We start from the raw sequence: 15,636 nt of genomic DNA on the forward strand, positions 1-15,636 counted from the left end.
GGCCCGTACGACGCCCGCCCGGGTCACCGTCCTGGCCAAGCCCCCCGTACGCAAGCTGGCCAAGGACCTGGGCGTGGACCTGGCGGCCATCACCGGCACGGGCCCCCAGGGCTCCATCACCCGGGACGACATCCAGGCGGCGGCCCGGCCCGCCGAGGCGCCCGTCCAGGAGCGGGCCCAGCCGGCTCCGGAGCGCCGGGAGGAACGTGTCCCGGTCAAGGGCGTGCGCAAGGCGACCGCCGGCGCCATGGTGGCCAGCGCCTTCACGGCCCCGCACGTCACCGAGTTCCTCCAGGTGGACATGACGGAGACCATGGCCACCGTGCACCGCCTGCGTGCCCTCCGCGACTTCGCGGAGGTCAAGGTGACCCCGTTGCTGCTGGTGGCCAAGGCCGTGCTGACCGCGATCAGACGCCACCCCGCGATCAACGCCACCTGGGACGAGCCGGCCCAGGAGATCGTGGTCAAGCACTACGTGAACCTCGGGATCGCCGCCGCGACCCCGAGAGGGCTCCTGGTCCCCAACATCAAGGACGCCCAGGGCCTGACCCTCCCCGAGCTGGCCACGAGCCTGGCGGGGCTCGCGGAGACGGCCAGGGCCGGACGTACCCAGCCGGCGGAGATGTCCGGCGGCACGATCACGATCACCAACGTCGGCGTGTTCGGCGTGGACGGCGGCACCCCGATCATCAACCCGGGCGAGGCGGCCATCCTGGCGGTCGGCCAGGTCAGGGACATGCCGTGGGTGGTGGACGGCGAGCTGGCGGTGCGCAAGGTGGCGACCTTGTCGCTCTCCTTCGACCACCGCATGGTCGACGGCGAGCTCGGTTCGCTCTTCCTGGCGGACGTGGGCGCGATGCTGGAGGACCCGCTGCGCGTGCTCGCCTGGGGGTAGCCCGGCTGCGTGCGGAGTACGGCGCCCGCCGGGAGGACCCCTCCCCCGGCGGTCGCCGTACGTCGGGGACGCCCGCACCCATCCCTGCCAGAGCGGGCGGGGTCCCCGGCAGATACATCGATAGGGTGGCTTTCATGATTCGCCACATCGTGCTGTTCACCTGGGCCGCGGACGCCACCGACGAGCAGCGGGCCGCGGTGGCGGCCGAACTGCGCAAGCTCCCCGGCCTCATCCCGCAACTGCGCGGTTACACCGTCGGCTCCGACGCGGGCATCAACCAGGGCAACCACGACTTCGCCGTCGTGGCGGACTTCGACGACGTGGACGACTACCTCATCTACCGCGACCACCCCGAGCACCAGAAGGTGATCGCCGAGCACATCAAGCCGATCCTCGCGACCCGCGCCGCCGTGCAGCTCAGTGTCTAGAGCTCGGGCGGGTGGTTCTCGCGGTGCATGAGCCTGCCCTCCGACGTCTGGCCCCGCCTCGGGGCCAGCACGATGCTCAGCACCACTCCCGCGCCCCCGACGATCATGAAGATGAGCCCGATCACATCCATGTGGACGCTCTGGCCGAACACGTCGGGGTCGATCGCGAATCTCAGGATGGCGCCAAGCGTGAGGAAGAAGATGCTTACCCCGACACCCATGACGACCTCCAGGTAAACAACGGGTACAGCCTCGGTCATACCCGGCTGACGTTGATCACACCCGTCGGTTCTCAGGCGAGGCACGACAAAGGGCGCCCGCCGTTGTAGTCGATCATGTCGCGGATGGCGGCGGCCACGTCGATCGGCGTGCCCAGGGGCCGCCCGTCGAGTTCGGCGTAGGCGCGGTGCAGGTTGCCCACGATGCGCTCCGGGTCGAGCAGCCCGGCCCACTCGCCGAGGTCGGTCCGCCTGGCCGCCTCCAGCGGTGTCAGGCCCGCCTCCCGGCCCCGCCTGGCGGCCTCCTGGACGAAGCGCAGGTAGCCCTCGACCGGCTCGTACGCCTCGGGCCCGCACACCTCGCCGTGCCCGGGCACGACGGTCTCCGCGCCGAGCTCCCTGAGCTGCCGGAGGGCGTCCAGCGCCCCGGCCACCGAGCCCATCAGCACGAAAGGCGTGCCGCCGTTGAAGACCAGGTCCCCGGCGAACAGCAGCCGCCGCTCGGGGATCCACACGTACGAGTCGCTGGTGGTGTGGGCGGGGTGCCCGACGTGCCGTACCTCGCAGCGCAGGTCGTCGGAGTGCAGGGTGACGCGGTCGGTGAAGGTCAGGAACGGCGGCGCCGGCTCCATCCGGCCCCACTCGACCCCGGACGACCACGAGGCGCGGTAGGCGGGGACGCCCTCGGCGATGATCTGCTCGCGCACGCCCTCGTGCCCGACGATCGTGGCCTCGGGGAACAGCCAGTTGCCGAACGTGTGGTCCCCGTGGTGGTGGGTGTTGACCAGCGTGGTGATCGGCCCGCCGGTGACCTTGCCGATGGCGTGGCGGAAGGCGCGGGTGCGGCGCTCGGTCGAGCAGGCGTCGACGACGATGACGCCGCGCCGCCCGGCCAGGAAGCCGGCGTTGTTGATCCACCAGCTCCCGTCAGGCTGGAGGTAGGCGTAGACGCCGTCGGACACCTCTTCGACACGGGGCGGCGGCAGGGCGTGGTCGTGCGTGGCGGAGCTCATGCCCGGACCGTACTCGCCGCGGGCCCGTGACGACAGGACGCGCGCGCGGGGCGTCCTGCCGTGCTGGTCGTACGGGTCAGAAGGCGTCTTCGGCCAGGTCCATGAGGTCGAGGTCGGTGGCGGCGAGCACGCGCCGCTCGGCGGCCAGCCGGGGCAGCACGGTCTTGGCGAAGAACGTGGCCGCCGCCGCCTTGCCCTGGTAGAACGGGTCCTCGCCGTCGGCCAGCCGGGTCAGCGCCACCTCCGCCTGGCGCAGCAGCAGCCAGCCGATGATCAGGTCGCCCAGCGCGAGCAGGAGCCTGGTGGTGTTCAGGCCGACCTTGTAGACCTCCCGCGGCGCCTCCAGCGAACCCAGCGCCCAGCCCGCCATGATGTCGCCCATGGCCTTGACCTCGGCGACGGCCTCGGCGAGCAGCTTGCGCTCCTCCTTCAGCCGCCCGTTGCCGGCCTCGGAGGCGGCGAACTCGTCGATCTCGGCCAGCAGTGCGCCGATCGCGGCTCCCTGGTTGCGCAGGATCTTCCTGAAGAACAGGTCCTGGCCCTGGATCGCGGTCGTGCCCTCGTACAGGGAGTCGATCCGGGCGTCGCGGATGTACTGCTCGATCGGGTAGTCCTGGAGGTAGCCGGAGCCGCCGAGGGTCTGCAGGGAGCGGGAGAGCAGCTCGTACGACCGCTCGGAGCCGACGCCCTTGACGATGGGCAGCAGCAGGTCGTTCATGGCGTGCGCGTGCCGGTCGTCGGGGTCGATGAGGATCGCGTCCTGGAAGGTGGCGGTGTAGAGCACCAGCGCGCGCATGCCCTCGGCGTAGGACTTCTGCAGCATGAGCTCGCGGCGCACGTCCGGGTGGTGGGTGATGGTCACCCGGGGCGCGGACTTGTCGGCGATCTTCGTCAGGTCGGCGCCCTGGACGCGGGACTTGGCGTACTCGAGGGCGTTCAGGTAGCCGGTGGACAGCGTGGCGATGGCCTTGGTGCCGACCATCATGCGGGCGTGCTCGATCACCATGAACATCTGCCTGATGCCCTCGTGCGCCTCGCCGACCAGCCAGCCGACCGCCGGGTGCTGGTCGCCGAAGGTCAGCTCGCAGGTGGTGGAGACCTTCAGGCCCATCTTCTTCTCGACGTTGGTGACGTAGACGCCGTTGCGCTCGCCGAGTTCGCCGGTCTCCAGGTTCACGTGGAACTTCGGCACCAGGAACATCGACAGCCCCTTGGTCCCGGGGCCGTGGCCCTCGGGGCGGGCCAGCACGAGGTGGAAGATGTTGTCGGACATGTCGTGCTCGGCGCTGGTGATGAAACGCTTGACGCCCTCGATGTGCCAGCTCCCGTCGGGCTGCGGCACCGCCCGGGTACGCCCGGCGCCCACGTCGGAGCCCGCGTCGGGCTCGGTGAGCACCATGGTGGCGCCCCAGTTGTTCTCGATGGCCAGTTCGGCGAAGCGCTTCTGCTCGGGCGTGCCCACCTTCCACAGCGTGTAGGCGAAGTTGGGGCCGGCGGCGTACATGTACAGGGCGGGGTTGGCGCCCAGCACCATCTCGGCCGTGGCCCAGGCGAGGCTGCGCGGCATGCCGGGGCCGCCCAGGTCGGCGGGCAGGTCGATGTGCGCCCAGCCGCCCTCCACCAGCGCCTTGTACGACTTCTTGAAGCCCTCGGGCACGGTGACGGACGACGTGGCCGCGTCGAACACCGGCGGCTGCCTGTCGCCTTCCTCGAACGAGTCGGCGAGCACGCCGGTCGAGAGCCGGTTGATCTCGTCCAGCACGCTGCGCGCGACGTCCTCGTCGACTTCGGCGAAGGGCCCGGTACCGAGGATCTCGCCTCTCCTGAAGACCTCGAAGAGGTTGAATTCCAGGTCACGCACGTTGCTCTTGTAGTGGCCCATGGGCGTCGATCTCCTTGAACCGAGGCATTTCTACTGGCCAGTAACCTTACTCTGAAATGCTACCCGCGGGTAACCCGCGATATGCGTGGCATGCTCATGTCCATGGACGCCGAAGAACTCGCCACCCGGTGGCGGGAGCGCCTGGAATCCTGGGCGATCCCGGACGAGATCCTGGCCAGGGCGCCGCGCGATCCGTGGAGCCACTCGCCGGAGAGGTTCGGCACCCGTACCGACAGGGCGCTGGCCGAGCCCGACGACGGCCCCACGATGACCCGGCTGTCCGAGGCGCTGCCCGACAAGGGCACGCTGCTCGACGTGGGCTCCGGCCCCGGAGCCGCCTCCCTGCCGCTGCACGGCCGCATCGGCCACCTCTACGCGGTGGACACCTCGGCCGACATGCTCGAAGCGCTGACGGCCAGGGCGGAGAAGCTGGGCGTGCCGGTCACGACGGTCGAGGGCGCCTGGCCCGAGGTGTCCGGCCAGGTGCCGGCCGCAGACGCCGCCGTGGCGGCCCATGTCGTCTACAACGTGCCCGACCTGGCCGGCTTCCTGCGCGCGCTGGACGCGCGCACACAGGGACGGGTGGTGCTGGAGTTGCCGCATCGCCATCCCATGAGCTGGATGGCGCCCCTGTGGCAGCACTTCCACGGCATCGACCGGCCGGTACGCCCCGTCGCGGAAGACTGCGTGGCCCTGGCGGCGGCGCTCGGCTTCGCCGTGCGGGTGGAGGAGCGGGAAGCCCCGCTGGGGCGCTTCGAGTCGCTGGAGGAACTGGCCGCCAGCGCGGTCCGGCGGGTGTGCCTCGACCCCGCGAGGGCGGAGGAGGTGGGGCGGATCGCGGTCGAACTCGGCATGTGGCCGGTGCCCCGTGACCGATGGGTCACGATCTGGTGGGAATGATCGGCCCGTCCCCCGTGTTCACCAGGTAGAGCGGTAACGCTCCCGGACGAGACGCGCCGTACCCGGAACGCCAAGACGACGCACCACGAACAGTGCCGTCTCTCAGGGAGTGCTCATCATGGCGTGGATCGTCCTCATTCTGGCCGGCGTCTTCGAGGTCGCCATGGCCTTCTCGCTCAAGCTCAGCAACGGCTTCTCGCACCTGTGGTGGTCGCTGTCGTTCCTGGGCACGGCCGTCCTCAGCTTCGGCCTGCTCTCGTACGCGCTCAAGACGCTCGAGGTGGGCACCGCCTACGCCGTCTGGACCGGCGTCGGCGCGGCGGGCACCGCGCTGCTCGGGATGATCGCCCTGGGCGACAGCGCCTCACCGGCCCGGCTGGTCTCCATCGCCCTGATCCTGGCCGGGGTCATCGGGCTGCGAACACTGGCTTGACGTCTTCGGTGGTGTCTAGTTGGGTATGGCCCGTGATTGAGATTCATGGCATCACCATTGACGCCGCCGACCCGTACGAGATCGCGAGCTGGTGGAGCAAGGCCACCGGGCTGCCCCTCGGCGAAGGCGACGTGCCGGGAGACGACGAGGTCATGCTGCGGACGAAGCAGGACCCGTTCCTGCTGTTCATCCGCGTGCCCGAGGGCAAGACCGTCAAGAACCGGCTGCACCTCGACGTCAACGGCACCGAGGGCAGAACCCGTGACCAGGAGGTCGAGCGGCTCATCGAGATGGGCGCGACCGTCTTCGACGACCGGCGCAACCCCGACGGCACAGGGTGGGTCACCATGCTCGACCCCGAGGGCAACGAGTTCTGCGTGTGCCGGAGCCAGGCGGAGAGGGAGGCCGGGTAAGCTCACCGGGCCGACCGCGCGCGTCCCTGCATCGTGAGCGTCAGGATGCCCGCGATCAGGTAGACGAGCGCACCGTGCCACAGGGCATCGACGGCCGAGCCGAACACTCCGTCGCCGTCCAGCACGAGTTGCACGGGGTAGTTCAGCACGGCCACGATGCCGGCCGGCAGCAACGCGAACCGGAACGGGTGCTGGAGTGACCACACACGCGCCTGGCGGGTCACCCTGTCGCCCTCGTTCGGCTTGGACACCGCGCCGATCGCGGCTACCAGGGCGAACAGGCTCATTCCCAAACCGAGCGCCCACACCAGGTCGGCGCCGCCCGTGAGCGCGCCCAGACCGAGGCTGGCGGCGGAGACGGCGGCTCCGCTGACGGCGGCCGTCTTCCAGGGAGCGCCGCGCAGCGCGGCGCCCGACAGCGAGACCTCATCGCGTCGACTGATTTCGTTCATATCCTCATGCTGCCGTTCGTCCGCCCCTGGGAGCATCGGGGTACGACCCTGAGCTGTCCCTGGGAACAGGGACGGATTTCCGGCCTGGCATGATGCGGGACATGCGGGACATCGAGATCGTGCAGCTTGGTCCGGACGACGGCGAGCGGCTGCGTGAGGTGCGGCTGCGCGCGTTGCGCGACTCACCTGACGCGTTCGGCTCCTCCTACGACCGCGAGGCCGGCTTCCCGCCGGGCAGATGGGCGGAGCGGCTGGCCGGCCCCGGCTCGCGCTACTGGGCGGCCACCCGCGACGGTGCCGACCTGGGGCTGGTGTGCGTGCGCCTGGAGGAGGGCGCGGCACACCTGCTGTCCATGTGGGTCGCGCCCGAGGCCAGGCAGGCCGGCGTCGGCTCCAGGCTGGTGGACACGGCCGTGGAGTGGGCGAGGAGCACCGGGGTTGAGGAGATCGGCCTGTGGGCGGTGGACCGCAACCACGCCGCCCGCGCGCTCTACGCGGGCAAGGGGTTCACCCCGAGCGGCAAGGTGATGGCCCTGCCGTCGAACCCGGCCCTCATGGAGTCCCACTACGTGCTCTCGCTGATCTTCCGGCGCGCCCGCAAGGAGGACGTTCCCGCCATCGTCGCGATGCTGGCCGACGACCACCTGGGCGCCGGGCGGGAGGGCGACCCGGGCGACGAGCGCTACCTCGCGGCGTTCGAGCACATCGACGCCAACCCCCGCGACGAGCTGATCGTGGCCGAGCAGGACGGCAAGGTGGTGGGCACGATGCAGCTCACCTACCTGGCCGGGCTGTCGCGCCTGGGCGCGGAGCGCTGCCAGATCGAGGCCGTCAGGGTCGCCGCCGCCACCCGGGGGCAGGGGCTCGGCGGCAAGATGATCACCTGGGCGGTGGACCGGGCGCGGGCGCGCGGCTGCGCGATGGTGCAGCTCACCTCCGACAGGTCACGCCCGGAGGCGCACCGCTTCTACGACACCCTCGGCTTCACGGCCTCCCACGTCGGCTACAAGCTCAACCTGGGCTGACCGCGCAGTCGGGCTCAGAGCGGGCTGATCTCCACGAAGTTGTCGTGGAAGCCGGGCCCCCTGCCCATGTCGGCGTCCCGCTCGGCCACGACGGCGTTCGGGTTCGCGCCGCCGGGGCTGAGCTTGGGCCAGCGGCCCTTCGGCGAGGCCACCACCCCGGCCGCCACCCGGTCGCTGATCTCCACGTCCGCCAGGAACTCGCCGCCGTCGTTGTGCACGCGGACCCGCCGGCCGTCCTCCAGCCCGCGCGCCGCCGCGTCGGCCGGGTTGACCAGCACCACCGGGTCCTTGGCCCGCCGCCGCAGCTCCGGGTTGTTGCCGAAGGTCGTGTTGAGGAACATGTGCGAGGCCGGCGTGACCAGCGTCAGCGGGTACGGCGAGCGCCCCGCCACGGCGGCCGTGTGCGAGGGCACGTACGCCTTGCCCTTGGGCGGGAAGCGCAGCCGCCCCGACGGGGTCGGGAAGCCGTCGGCGAACGGCGCGAAGGGCCGCGGGTAGTTCATCCGCACCCAGCCCTCCTTGCGCAGCCTGTCCAGCGTGACGCCCTCCAGCGACGGATGCCCGCCCGACAGGAGCTGCTCGGCCAGCTCCAGGTCCGAGTCGTACAGCGACGGCTCGGTCATCCCCATGTGTGCCGCCAGCCGGCGGAACGTCTCCGTCGTGGACAGGGCCTCGCCCGGCGGCTGGACGGCCTGCTCGTTCCACAGCAGGTACATGTGCCCGTAACCGGCGTGCAGGTCGTGGTGCTCGGTCTGCATGGTCGCGGGCAGCACGATGTCGGCGTAGTCGGCGGTGTCGGTCGGGAAGTGCTCCATGACCACCGTGAACAGGTCCTCGCGCATGAGCTGGCGCCTGATGGCGTTCGCGTCGGGGGAGGAGCCGACCGGGTTGGCCGCGTACACCCAGAAGCACTTCACCGAGGCGAGCTGTGAGGCCGCCTTGGTCATGGTCAGCGTGCGTACCGGCGCGGCCAGCAGGTCGTCGCGGCGGTCCACGGTCAGGTGCACGTGTTCGCTGGTGGAGAAGGCGACGCCGCCGCCGGGATGGCGCCAGTCGCCGGTGACGCCGGGGATGGCCGCGATCACGCGCAGCGCGGCCCCGCCGGCCGCGTGCCGCTGCAGGCCGTGCGTGGCGCGCAGCGCGGTCGGACGGGTGCGGGCCAGCCGCGTCCCCAGCTTGTGGACGGCCTCGGCCGGGATGCCGGTGATCTCGGCCACCCTCTCGACCGGGTAGCCGAGGATCTCCTCGCGGAAGTCCTCCCAGCCCTCGGTGTGCTCGGCGAGGTACTCCTCGTCCTGGGCGTTCTCGGCCAGCACGACGTTGAGCAGCCCGAGGGCGAGCGCGCCGTCGGTGCCCGGCCTGATCGCGAGGTGCTCGTCGGCCTGGTCGGCCGTCCGGGTGCGGATGGGGTCGATGGCGACGACGTGCGCGCCGTTCGCGCGGGCGTCCTGGATGAACTTCCACAGGTGGTGGCCGCTGGTCAGCGTGTTCGTGCCCCAGAGCAGGATCAGCTTGGACAGCGCGAAGTTCTCCGGGTCCATGCCGCCCGCGGTGCCCTGCGTACGCCGCAGACCGGCGCTGCCGGCCGCCGAGCAGATGTTGAGCCAGTGCTTGGAGGCGCCCAGCAGGTTCCAGAACCGGCGGCCCGCCACGCCCTCGCAGCCCTGGAGGTAGCCGAGCGTGCCCGTGCCCAGGTACGGCCAGATCGCCTCGCCGCCGTGCTCCTCGACGATGGCGCGCAGCCGTACGGAGATCTCGTCGAGCGCCTCTTCCCAGGTGATGCGCTCGAACCGGCCGGAGCCCTTCGGGCCGGTACGGCGCAGCGGATACAGGACGCGGTCCGCCGCGCGGGTGTGCTCCAGGTAGCGGTTGACCTTCACGCACAGCGCGCCCCTGGTGTAGGGCTGGTCGGGATTGCCGCGCAGCTTCACGGGCGTGCCGTTCTCGACGGTCACCACCCACGAGCAGGTATCCGGGCAGTCCAGCGGACAGGCCCCCAAAACCCTCAATTCACCCGACATGGGACACAGCCTACGTCCCCCGACACCACGAATTAGGAGGTGAACTGTGTGAACTCCAGCGTGTAGCCTGCCCCGTGCGACTACTGCGGGCACGATCGAGCACACTGGAAGTCAGAGATCGCGTGGTCCGGCACGGGAAGGTGCAGAATCGCTGTCGGTGGCCGAAATCAGGGAACGAGATGACACGGAGGACCTCTCGGAGGGAGATCCAGCCGTGGCTGAGCCACGCGCGGAAAACGACGTCTACGTCGTAGAACCGCTGCTGCCCCAGCGCCTGCGCCGCCCCTCCGACCTGCTGCGCTTCTTCGCCACGCTCATCGTGCTCGGCGCGGTCATCCTGCTCGCCCTGGTCGCCAAGCAGACCCTCATCGGGCTCGAGGCTGACGTCAAGGAGGGCGCCGAACTCGTCCCGCTGCTGAGCAGGATCGCCGCCTTCCTCGGCGGCGCGGCCGTCATCATCGTGCCGATGGCCTTCGCCGTCGAACGCGTCTTCCACCGCGACGGCCTGCGCGTCGCCGAAGGGCTCATCGCCGCCATCGTCGGCATGGCCGGCTCGTTCCTGCTCGGCCAGTGGCTGGCCGGCGGCAACGTCGACGACCTGCGCGTGCTGCTCACCGGCGACCGCACGATGGAGCCGCTCAACACGCTGCTCACGCCCGTCATCGCCTACTCCACCGCCGTCCGCATCTCCCGCCGCCCCACCTGGCGGATGCTGATGTGGACCACCACCGCGCTCTACATCCTGGCGCTCTTCTCCGGCCGCCAGATCACCATCCCCAGCGCCATCGTCACCGTCCTGGTCGGCATGGCCATCGGCTACGCCACCCTGTACGGCGTCGGCAGCCCCAACACCCGCCCCGCCGGCGGGGCCGTCGTCGCCGCGCTGCGCAAGCTGTCCTTCGCCCCCGTCTCCGCCCGCCGCGTCGAGGACGACCACCAGGGCAGCCGCCGCTACGCCATCGGCCTCACCGACGGCTCCAGCCTCGACGTCACCGTCCTCGACCGCGACCGGCAGGTGGCCGGGCTGCCGTACCGGCTGTGGCGGCGCTTCCGGCTGCACTCCGAGACCAGACGCCGCGCCATCAGATCGCTGCGGGCCGAACTCGAACGCGAGGCCCTCATGGCGTACGCGGCCCAGGCCGCCGGCGCCAGCACCCCGCGCCTGCTCGGCACCAGCGAGATCGGCACCGAGGCCGCCCTGCTCGCCTACGAGCACATCGAGACCCGCCCGCTCGACGACGTCCCCGACGACGAGATCGACGACCGGCTGCTCGCCCAGATCTGGGAGCAGGTCGAACTGCTGCAGATCCAGCGCCTGGCCCACCGGCGGCTCACCGGCGACAGCATCCACCTCGACGGCGCGGGCCGCGTCGTGCTCACCGACGCCCGCAGCGGCGAGGTCGCCGCCGGAGACCTGCTCCTGCGCCTCGACATCGCCCAGCTCCTCACCTACCTCGCGCTGCGCGTGGGCCCCGAGCGCTCGGTCCGCGCCGCCGCCAACGCGATGGGCCCCGACGCGCTCGCCGCCGCCATGCCGCTGCTCCAGCGGATCGCGCTGACCAGGGAGACCCGCTCCGCGCTGGGCAAGGCCAAGAACGTGCTGCCGGGCATCCGCGAGCAGATCGTCGCGCTCAAACCGCGGGGCAAGGTCGAAGAGGTACGCCTCGAACGCTTCCGCCCCCGCACCCTGATCACGATCATCGCCAGCACGCTGGCCGCCTACATCGTGCTGTCCCAGCTCAGCCAGGTGGACGTCTACCAGGTGCTCACCACCGCCAACTGGGCCTGGTCGGGCCTGGCGCTGGTGGCCTCGTTCGCCAGCTACGTGGCCGCCGCGTTCATGCTGCGCGGGTTCGTGCCCGAACCTCTGCCGCTCTGGCGTACGGTGCTGGCCCAGTTCGCCGGCTCCTTCGTCAAGCTCGTCGCGCCCGCGGCCGTCGGCGGCGTCGCGATCAACACCCGCTACCTGCAAAAACGCGGGCTTCACCCGGCCAGCGCGGTGGCCAGCGTCGGCGCCTCGCAGCTCATCATGCTGGTCTTCCACATCCTGCTGCTGGCGCTGTTCGCCTACATCACCGGCTCGACCACCGCCACCTCGTTCACCCCGTCGCGCGGGCTCGTCGTCGTGCTGCTCGGGGTCGCGGTGCTGGTCGTGGCCGTGCTCGGCGTGCCGCCGCTGCGCCGGCTGATCACCTCGCGCCTGAGCAAACTCTTCTCGAACGTGCTGCCGCGCCTGCTCGACGTGCTCCAGTCGCCGCTCAAGATGGTCGAGGCGTGCGCCGGCACCCTGTCGATCACCCTCGCGTTCATCGTCTGCCTCGACGCCTGCGTGGCGGCCTTCGGCGGCACGCTCAGCTTCACCGCCGTCGCCGTCGTCTTCCTCACCGCCAACGCCATCGGCTCCGCCGCGCCCACACCCGGTGGTCTGGGCGCGGTCGAAGTCGCGCTCGTGGGCGGCCTGACGGTCGCGGGGGTGCGCCCCGAGCTGGCCACCTCGGCCGTGCTGCTGTACCGGCTGCTCACGTTCTGGCTGCCGGTGCTGCCCGGCTGGGCCGCCTTCACCTACCTCCAGCGGCACGAGGCCCTGTGACCTTGTCGATGGCCTCCAGCTCGTCCTGCGTGAAGGCCGGGCCGTCCACGCACGCCACGTTGTCCTCCAACTGCCTGACACTGCTGGCGCCGATCAGCACGCTCGTCACCCGCGGGTCGCGCAGCGTCCACGACAACGCCATCTGAGCCAGCGTCTGCCCGCGCGCCCCGGCGATCTCGCCGAGGTCGCGCGCCAGGTCGAGATCGATCCGGTCGGCGCTCAGGAACCGGCTGGTGGCCGCCCGCGAGTCGGCGGGCACCCCCTTCAGGTACCGGTCGGTCAGCAGGCCCTGCGCCAGCGGCGAGAACACGATGCAGCCCATCCCCGCCTCCTCCAGCGCGTCCAGCAGCCCGCCCTCGATCCACCGGTTGATCATCGAGTACGACGGCTGGTGCAGCACCAGCGGCGTGCCCAGCTCCCGCATGATCCGCGCGGCCTGGGCGGTCTGCTCGGCCGAGTAGTTGGAGATGCCCGCGTACAGCGCCTTGCCCGAGCGCACCGCCCGGTCCAGCGCGCCCATCGTCTCCTCCAGCGGCGTCTCCGGGTCGGGACGGTGGCTGTAGAACACGTCCACGTACTCCAGGCCCATACGCCGCAGCGACTGGTCGAGGCTGGCCAGCACGTACTTCCTCGACCCCCACTCGCCGTACGGGCCCGGCCACATATCGTAGCCCGCCTTCGTGGAGATGATCAGCTCGTCCCGGTACGGGGCGAAGTCCTCGGCCAGGATGCGGCCGAAGTTCCGCTCCGCCGAGCCGTACGGCACGCCGTAGTTGTTGGCCAGGTCGAAGTGCGTCACCCCGAGGTCGAAGGCCCGGCGCAGGATCGCGCGCGAGTTCTCGATCGGCCGGTCGTCACCGAAGTTGTGCCACAACCCCAGCGACACCGCCGGCAACCGCAGCCCGCTGCGCCCGCCGCGGTTGTACGGCTGGCGCTCGTAACGACCCTGCTCCGCCCGATAGGTCATGCCGTACCCCGCTCGATGATCCACGACAGCGCGAACGCCTCTTCCCGCCACGCGTCGTAGCGCCCGCTGCGCCCGCCGTGCCCGGCGCCCATCTCCGTCTTGAGCAGGAACGGCCCGCCGCTCGCGGTGGCACGCAGCCGGGCGATCCACTTCGCCGGCTCGTGGTACAGCACCCGGGTGTCGTTCAGGCTCGTGATCGCCAGGATCGGCGGGTACGGCCGGCCGTCCACGTTCTCGTAGGGGGAGTAGCTCTTCATGTACGCGTACACGTCGGAGTTGTGCAGCGGGTCGCCCCACTCGTCCCACTCGATCACCGTCAGCGGCAGCGACGGGTCGAGGATGGTGTTCAGCGCGTCCACGAACGGCACCTCGGCCACGACGCCCGCGAACGCGTCAGGAGCCAGGTTCGCCACCGCGCCCATCAGCAGGCCGCCCGCCGAGCCGCCCCTGGCGATGATCCGCTCGCTCCAGCCGGACGCCTTCAGGTGCCTGGCCACGGCCACGAAGTCGGTGAACGTGTTGCGCTTCCTGGTCAGCTTGCCGTCCTCGTACCAGTGGCGGCCCATCTCGCCGCCGCCCCGCACGTGCGCGACCGCGAAGGCGAACCCCCGGTCGAGCAGCGACAGCCTCGGGACCGAGAAGCCGGGGTCGATGGAGGTCTCGTAGCTGCCGTAGCCGTACAGGACGGTCGGGGCCGGCTTGGCCGCGTCCTTGCGCTTGACGACGGACACCGGGACCTTCGTGCCGTCCTCGGCCGTGGCCCACTCGCGGAACTGCTCGTAGTCGGCCGGGTCGTAGCCGCCGAGCACCGGGCGCCGCTTGAGCAGGATCAGCTCGTGGGTGTCGAGCTCGTAGTCGTACACGCTGGGCGGGGTGACCATGCTCGTGTACGCCAGCCGCAGCCGTGTGGTGGTGAACTCCGGGTTGCCCGCGGGGCCGACGTCGTACAGGGGCTCGGGGAAGTCGATCTCGTACGCGTTGCGCTCGGACGCCTCGACCCGCTCGCGCCAGGAGCCGGCCGCCGTGCCGTAGGGGAGCACGCGCAGACCGGTGAGGCCGTCGCGGCGGAAGTGCACCACGGCGTGGTCGGAGAACGCGTCGATCTCCAGCAGCCGGGTGTCCTCCCGGTGGGCGATCAGCGGGGTCCACGTGCCGGGGTCGTCGAGGGGGGCGGTGGCCAGCTCGAAGTTCTCGGCGTTCTCGTTGTGGTGCACGTAGAAGAAGTCGCCCGCGTGCTCGACGCCGTACTCGACGCCGGTCTTGCGCGGCCGGACCACCTGGAACTCGCCCGTAGGGTCGCCGGCGTCGAGGATCCGCGCCTCACTGGTGATCTTGCTGCCGGCCCCCAGCACGAGGTACCTCTCGCTGCGGGTCAGCCCGATGCCCACCCAGAACCGCTCGTCGCCCTCCTCGTAGACGAGCACGTCCTCCTGGGTGCCCAGGGTGTGCCGGTAGACCTGGAACGGACGCCAGGCGTCGTCCACGCGCGTGTAGAAGAACGTGGAGCCGTCGGCGGACCAGGCGCCGCCGTAGAAGATGTCGCTGATCTCGTCGGGCAGGAGCTCGCCCGTCGCGAGGTTCTTGAACCTGAGGGTGAAGCGCTCGTCACCCTTGTAGTCGGTGGAGAACGCCAGCATCGTGCCGTCGGGGGTGACGGAGCTGGTGCCGACCGAGAAGAACTCGCTGTCGCCGGCCAGCTCGTTGCCGTCGAGGATCACCTGCTCGCGGTCGAGCGTGACGCCAGGGGTGATCTCCGGGGGAGCGTCGCTGTCGGCCGGGACCCGGCAGGAGACCGCGTACTGCTTGCCCTCCTCGGTGCGGGTGAAGTACCACCACGCGCCCTTGCGGCTGGGGACGGACAGGTCGGTTTCCTGGGTGCGGCCCTTGATCTCCTGGAACACCTGCTCCTGCAGGTCGGTGAGATGAGCTGTCTGCTGCTTGAGAAACTCGTTCTCCGCCTCCAGGTACTCGGTCGTATCGGGATCTTCTTTGTTGCTCAGCCAGGCGTACTCGTCGATGACGGTGTCGCCGTGATGGGTGCGCTCCGTGGGGACCTTCTTCGCCACTGGCGGCGTGTAGCTGCTCACGTGGGGAGTCTATGTTCGGTCGTGATCGTTCTGTTGCCGACGAAGAGAGTGAACCGGCCCGAGCTGCCGAGAAGCGCTGCTAATCTTTAGGAGCCGACGCGGTGCGGCGCAACTTTCCTCCTTCACTCCGGTGGCTTTGGTGTGTTGTGCCACGCTTGTCGGTAATCCCGTGTGACGCGCCGGTTCAGAGATCGATTCGCACATCGATCGAAGGGCTGGTAAGTTAGAGGGGTTGTCTCCGAAAGGGGGCAGGGATTAATTCCAAGCAGGTTGAGCAAGTCGGGTCAATTTGACAGAGACTTGAACGGCTGA

General features: G+C 70.4%; 14 protein-coding genes, 1 pseudogene and 1 riboswitch. Of the genes and pseudogenes, 8 read left to right on the forward strand and 7 right to left on the reverse strand.

The window, feature by feature from the left end; genetic code table 11:
* On the forward strand, positions 1–895 hold an 895-nt coding region (locus tag FAF44_RS44850), incomplete at its 5' end, for a dihydrolipoamide acetyltransferase family protein (protein ID WP_237109553.1).
* A gap of 134 nt (positions 896–1,029) precedes the next feature.
* Positions 1,030–1,323, forward strand: a complete 294-nt coding sequence (locus FAF44_RS44855; protein ID WP_237109554.1) for a Dabb family protein — start codon at positions 1,030–1,032, stop codon at positions 1,321–1,323.
* On the opposite strand, the gene FAF44_RS44860 is transcribed toward FAF44_RS44855, so the two are convergent.
* The 3 genes from FAF44_RS44860 to FAF44_RS44870 form a co-directional block, all read right to left on the reverse strand.
* The gene (locus FAF44_RS44860; protein WP_237109555.1) at positions 1,320–1,544 is read right to left on the reverse strand and encodes a hypothetical protein; all 225 of its coding nucleotides are present in this window, start codon (positions 1,542–1,544) and stop codon (positions 1,320–1,322) included. The genes FAF44_RS44855 and FAF44_RS44860 overlap by 4 nt on opposite strands.
* A gap of 71 nt (positions 1,545–1,615) precedes the next feature.
* The gene (locus FAF44_RS44865) at positions 1,616–2,554 is read right to left on the reverse strand and encodes an MBL fold metallo-hydrolase (protein ID WP_237109556.1); all 939 of its coding nucleotides are present in this window, start codon (positions 2,552–2,554) and stop codon (positions 1,616–1,618) included.
* Positions 2,555–2,630: 76 nt separating this feature from the next.
* Positions 2,631–4,436, reverse strand: a complete 1,806-nt coding sequence (locus FAF44_RS44870; RefSeq protein WP_237109557.1) for an acyl-CoA dehydrogenase — start codon at positions 4,434–4,436, stop codon at positions 2,631–2,633.
* Between the two features lie 102 nt (positions 4,437–4,538).
* Here FAF44_RS44870 and FAF44_RS44875 point away from each other — a divergent pair, with 102 nt between their 5' ends.
* The 3 genes from FAF44_RS44875 (at position 4,539) to FAF44_RS44885 (ending at position 6,182) form a co-directional block, all read left to right on the forward strand.
* Complete coding sequence (locus FAF44_RS44875; RefSeq protein ID WP_237109558.1) at positions 4,539–5,336, forward strand: class I SAM-dependent methyltransferase; 798 nt, start codon at positions 4,539–4,541, stop codon at positions 5,334–5,336.
* Positions 5,337–5,361: 25 nt separating this feature from the next.
* Positions 5,362–5,421: riboswitch (guanidine-III (ykkC-III) riboswitch) on the forward strand.
* A gap of 33 nt (positions 5,422–5,454) precedes the next feature.
* Positions 5,455–5,769, forward strand: a complete 315-nt coding sequence (locus FAF44_RS44880; RefSeq protein WP_237109559.1) for a multidrug efflux SMR transporter — start codon at positions 5,455–5,457, stop codon at positions 5,767–5,769.
* A gap of 32 nt (positions 5,770–5,801) precedes the next feature.
* Positions 5,802–6,182 carry a VOC family protein gene (locus FAF44_RS44885; protein ID WP_237109560.1) on the forward strand — a complete coding sequence of 127 codons (381 nt, stop codon included), beginning with the start codon at positions 5,802–5,804 and terminating at the stop codon, positions 6,180–6,182.
* Between the two features lie 2 nt (positions 6,183–6,184).
* Here FAF44_RS44885 and FAF44_RS44890 read toward each other — a convergent pair whose 3' ends face one another.
* Positions 6,185–6,634 (reverse strand): hypothetical protein, encoded by a 450-nt coding sequence (locus FAF44_RS44890; protein WP_237109561.1) that lies wholly within the window; start codon positions 6,632–6,634, stop codon positions 6,185–6,187.
* A gap of 101 nt (positions 6,635–6,735) precedes the next feature.
* Between FAF44_RS44890 and FAF44_RS55375 the strand changes: the two are divergent.
* Positions 6,736–7,146: pseudogene (locus FAF44_RS55375) on the forward strand (GNAT family N-acetyltransferase); the annotation flags it as partial.
* Between the two features lie 42 nt (positions 7,147–7,188).
* Positions 7,189–7,659 (forward strand): GNAT family N-acetyltransferase, encoded by a 471-nt coding sequence (locus FAF44_RS44900; protein ID WP_237109566.1) that lies wholly within the window; start codon positions 7,189–7,191, stop codon positions 7,657–7,659.
* Positions 7,660–7,673: 14 nt separating this feature from the next.
* Here FAF44_RS44900 and FAF44_RS44905 read toward each other — a convergent pair whose 3' ends face one another.
* Positions 7,674–9,680, reverse strand: a complete 2,007-nt coding sequence (locus FAF44_RS44905; protein WP_237109562.1) for a molybdopterin-dependent oxidoreductase — start codon at positions 9,678–9,680, stop codon at positions 7,674–7,676.
* 214 nt (positions 9,681–9,894) lie between these two features.
* On the opposite strand from FAF44_RS44905, the gene FAF44_RS44910 reads away from it, so the two are divergent.
* Positions 9,895–12,270, forward strand: a complete 2,376-nt coding sequence (locus FAF44_RS44910) for a lysylphosphatidylglycerol synthase transmembrane domain-containing protein (RefSeq protein ID WP_237109563.1) — start codon at positions 9,895–9,897, stop codon at positions 12,268–12,270.
* Here FAF44_RS44910 and mgrA read toward each other — a convergent pair.
* Both mgrA and FAF44_RS56160 read right to left on the reverse strand, forming a co-directional pair.
* Positions 12,239–13,237 carry an L-glyceraldehyde 3-phosphate reductase gene (mgrA, locus tag FAF44_RS44915; protein ID WP_237109564.1) on the reverse strand — a complete coding sequence of 333 codons (999 nt, stop codon included), beginning with the start codon at positions 13,235–13,237 and terminating at the stop codon, positions 12,239–12,241. The two genes, FAF44_RS44910 and mgrA, sit on opposite strands and share 32 nt — an antisense overlap.
* A complete protein-coding gene (locus tag FAF44_RS56160; protein WP_237109565.1) occupies positions 13,234–15,324 on the reverse strand; it encodes a S9 family peptidase in 2,091 nt (696 codons plus the stop codon). Before FAF44_RS56160 ends, mgrA begins: the two co-directional genes overlap by 4 nt.
* Between the last annotated feature and the right edge of the window lie 312 nt (positions 15,325–15,636).

Source organism: Nonomuraea sp. MG754425 (genome assembly GCF_021699195.1).
Lineage (GTDB): Bacteria > Actinomycetota > Actinomycetes > Streptosporangiales > Streptosporangiaceae > Nonomuraea.

Bases quoted from the DNA above. Each gene is read 5' to 3' on its own strand.
- FAF44_RS44860 (WP_237109555.1), bottom strand. From the start codon at position 1,544: ATGGGTGTCGGGGTAAGCATCTTCTTCCTCACGCTTGGCGCCATCCTG.
- FAF44_RS44880 (WP_237109559.1), top strand. From the start codon at position 5,455: ATGGCGTGGATCGTCCTCATTCTGGCCGGCGTCTTCGAGGTCGCCATG.
- mgrA (WP_237109564.1), bottom strand. From the start codon at position 13,237: ATGACCTATCGGGCGGAGCAGGGTCGTTACGAGCGCCAGCCGTACAAC.
- FAF44_RS44875 (WP_237109558.1), top strand. From the start codon at position 4,539: ATGGACGCCGAAGAACTCGCCACCCGGTGGCGGGAGCGCCTGGAATCC.
- FAF44_RS44890 (WP_237109561.1), bottom strand. From the start codon at position 6,634: ATGAACGAAATCAGTCGACGCGATGAGGTCTCGCTGTCGGGCGCCGCG.
- FAF44_RS44900 (WP_237109566.1), top strand. From the start codon at position 7,189: ATGGAGTCCCACTACGTGCTCTCGCTGATCTTCCGGCGCGCCCGCAAG.
- FAF44_RS44905 (WP_237109562.1), bottom strand. From the start codon at position 9,680: ATGTCGGGTGAATTGAGGGTTTTGGGGGCCTGTCCGCTGGACTGCCCG.
- FAF44_RS44855 (WP_237109554.1), top strand. From the start codon at position 1,030: ATGATTCGCCACATCGTGCTGTTCACCTGGGCCGCGGACGCCACCGAC.
- FAF44_RS44865 (WP_237109556.1), bottom strand. From the start codon at position 2,554: ATGAGCTCCGCCACGCACGACCACGCCCTGCCGCCGCCCCGTGTCGAA.
- FAF44_RS44870 (WP_237109557.1), bottom strand. From the start codon at position 4,436: ATGGGCCACTACAAGAGCAACGTGCGTGACCTGGAATTCAACCTCTTC.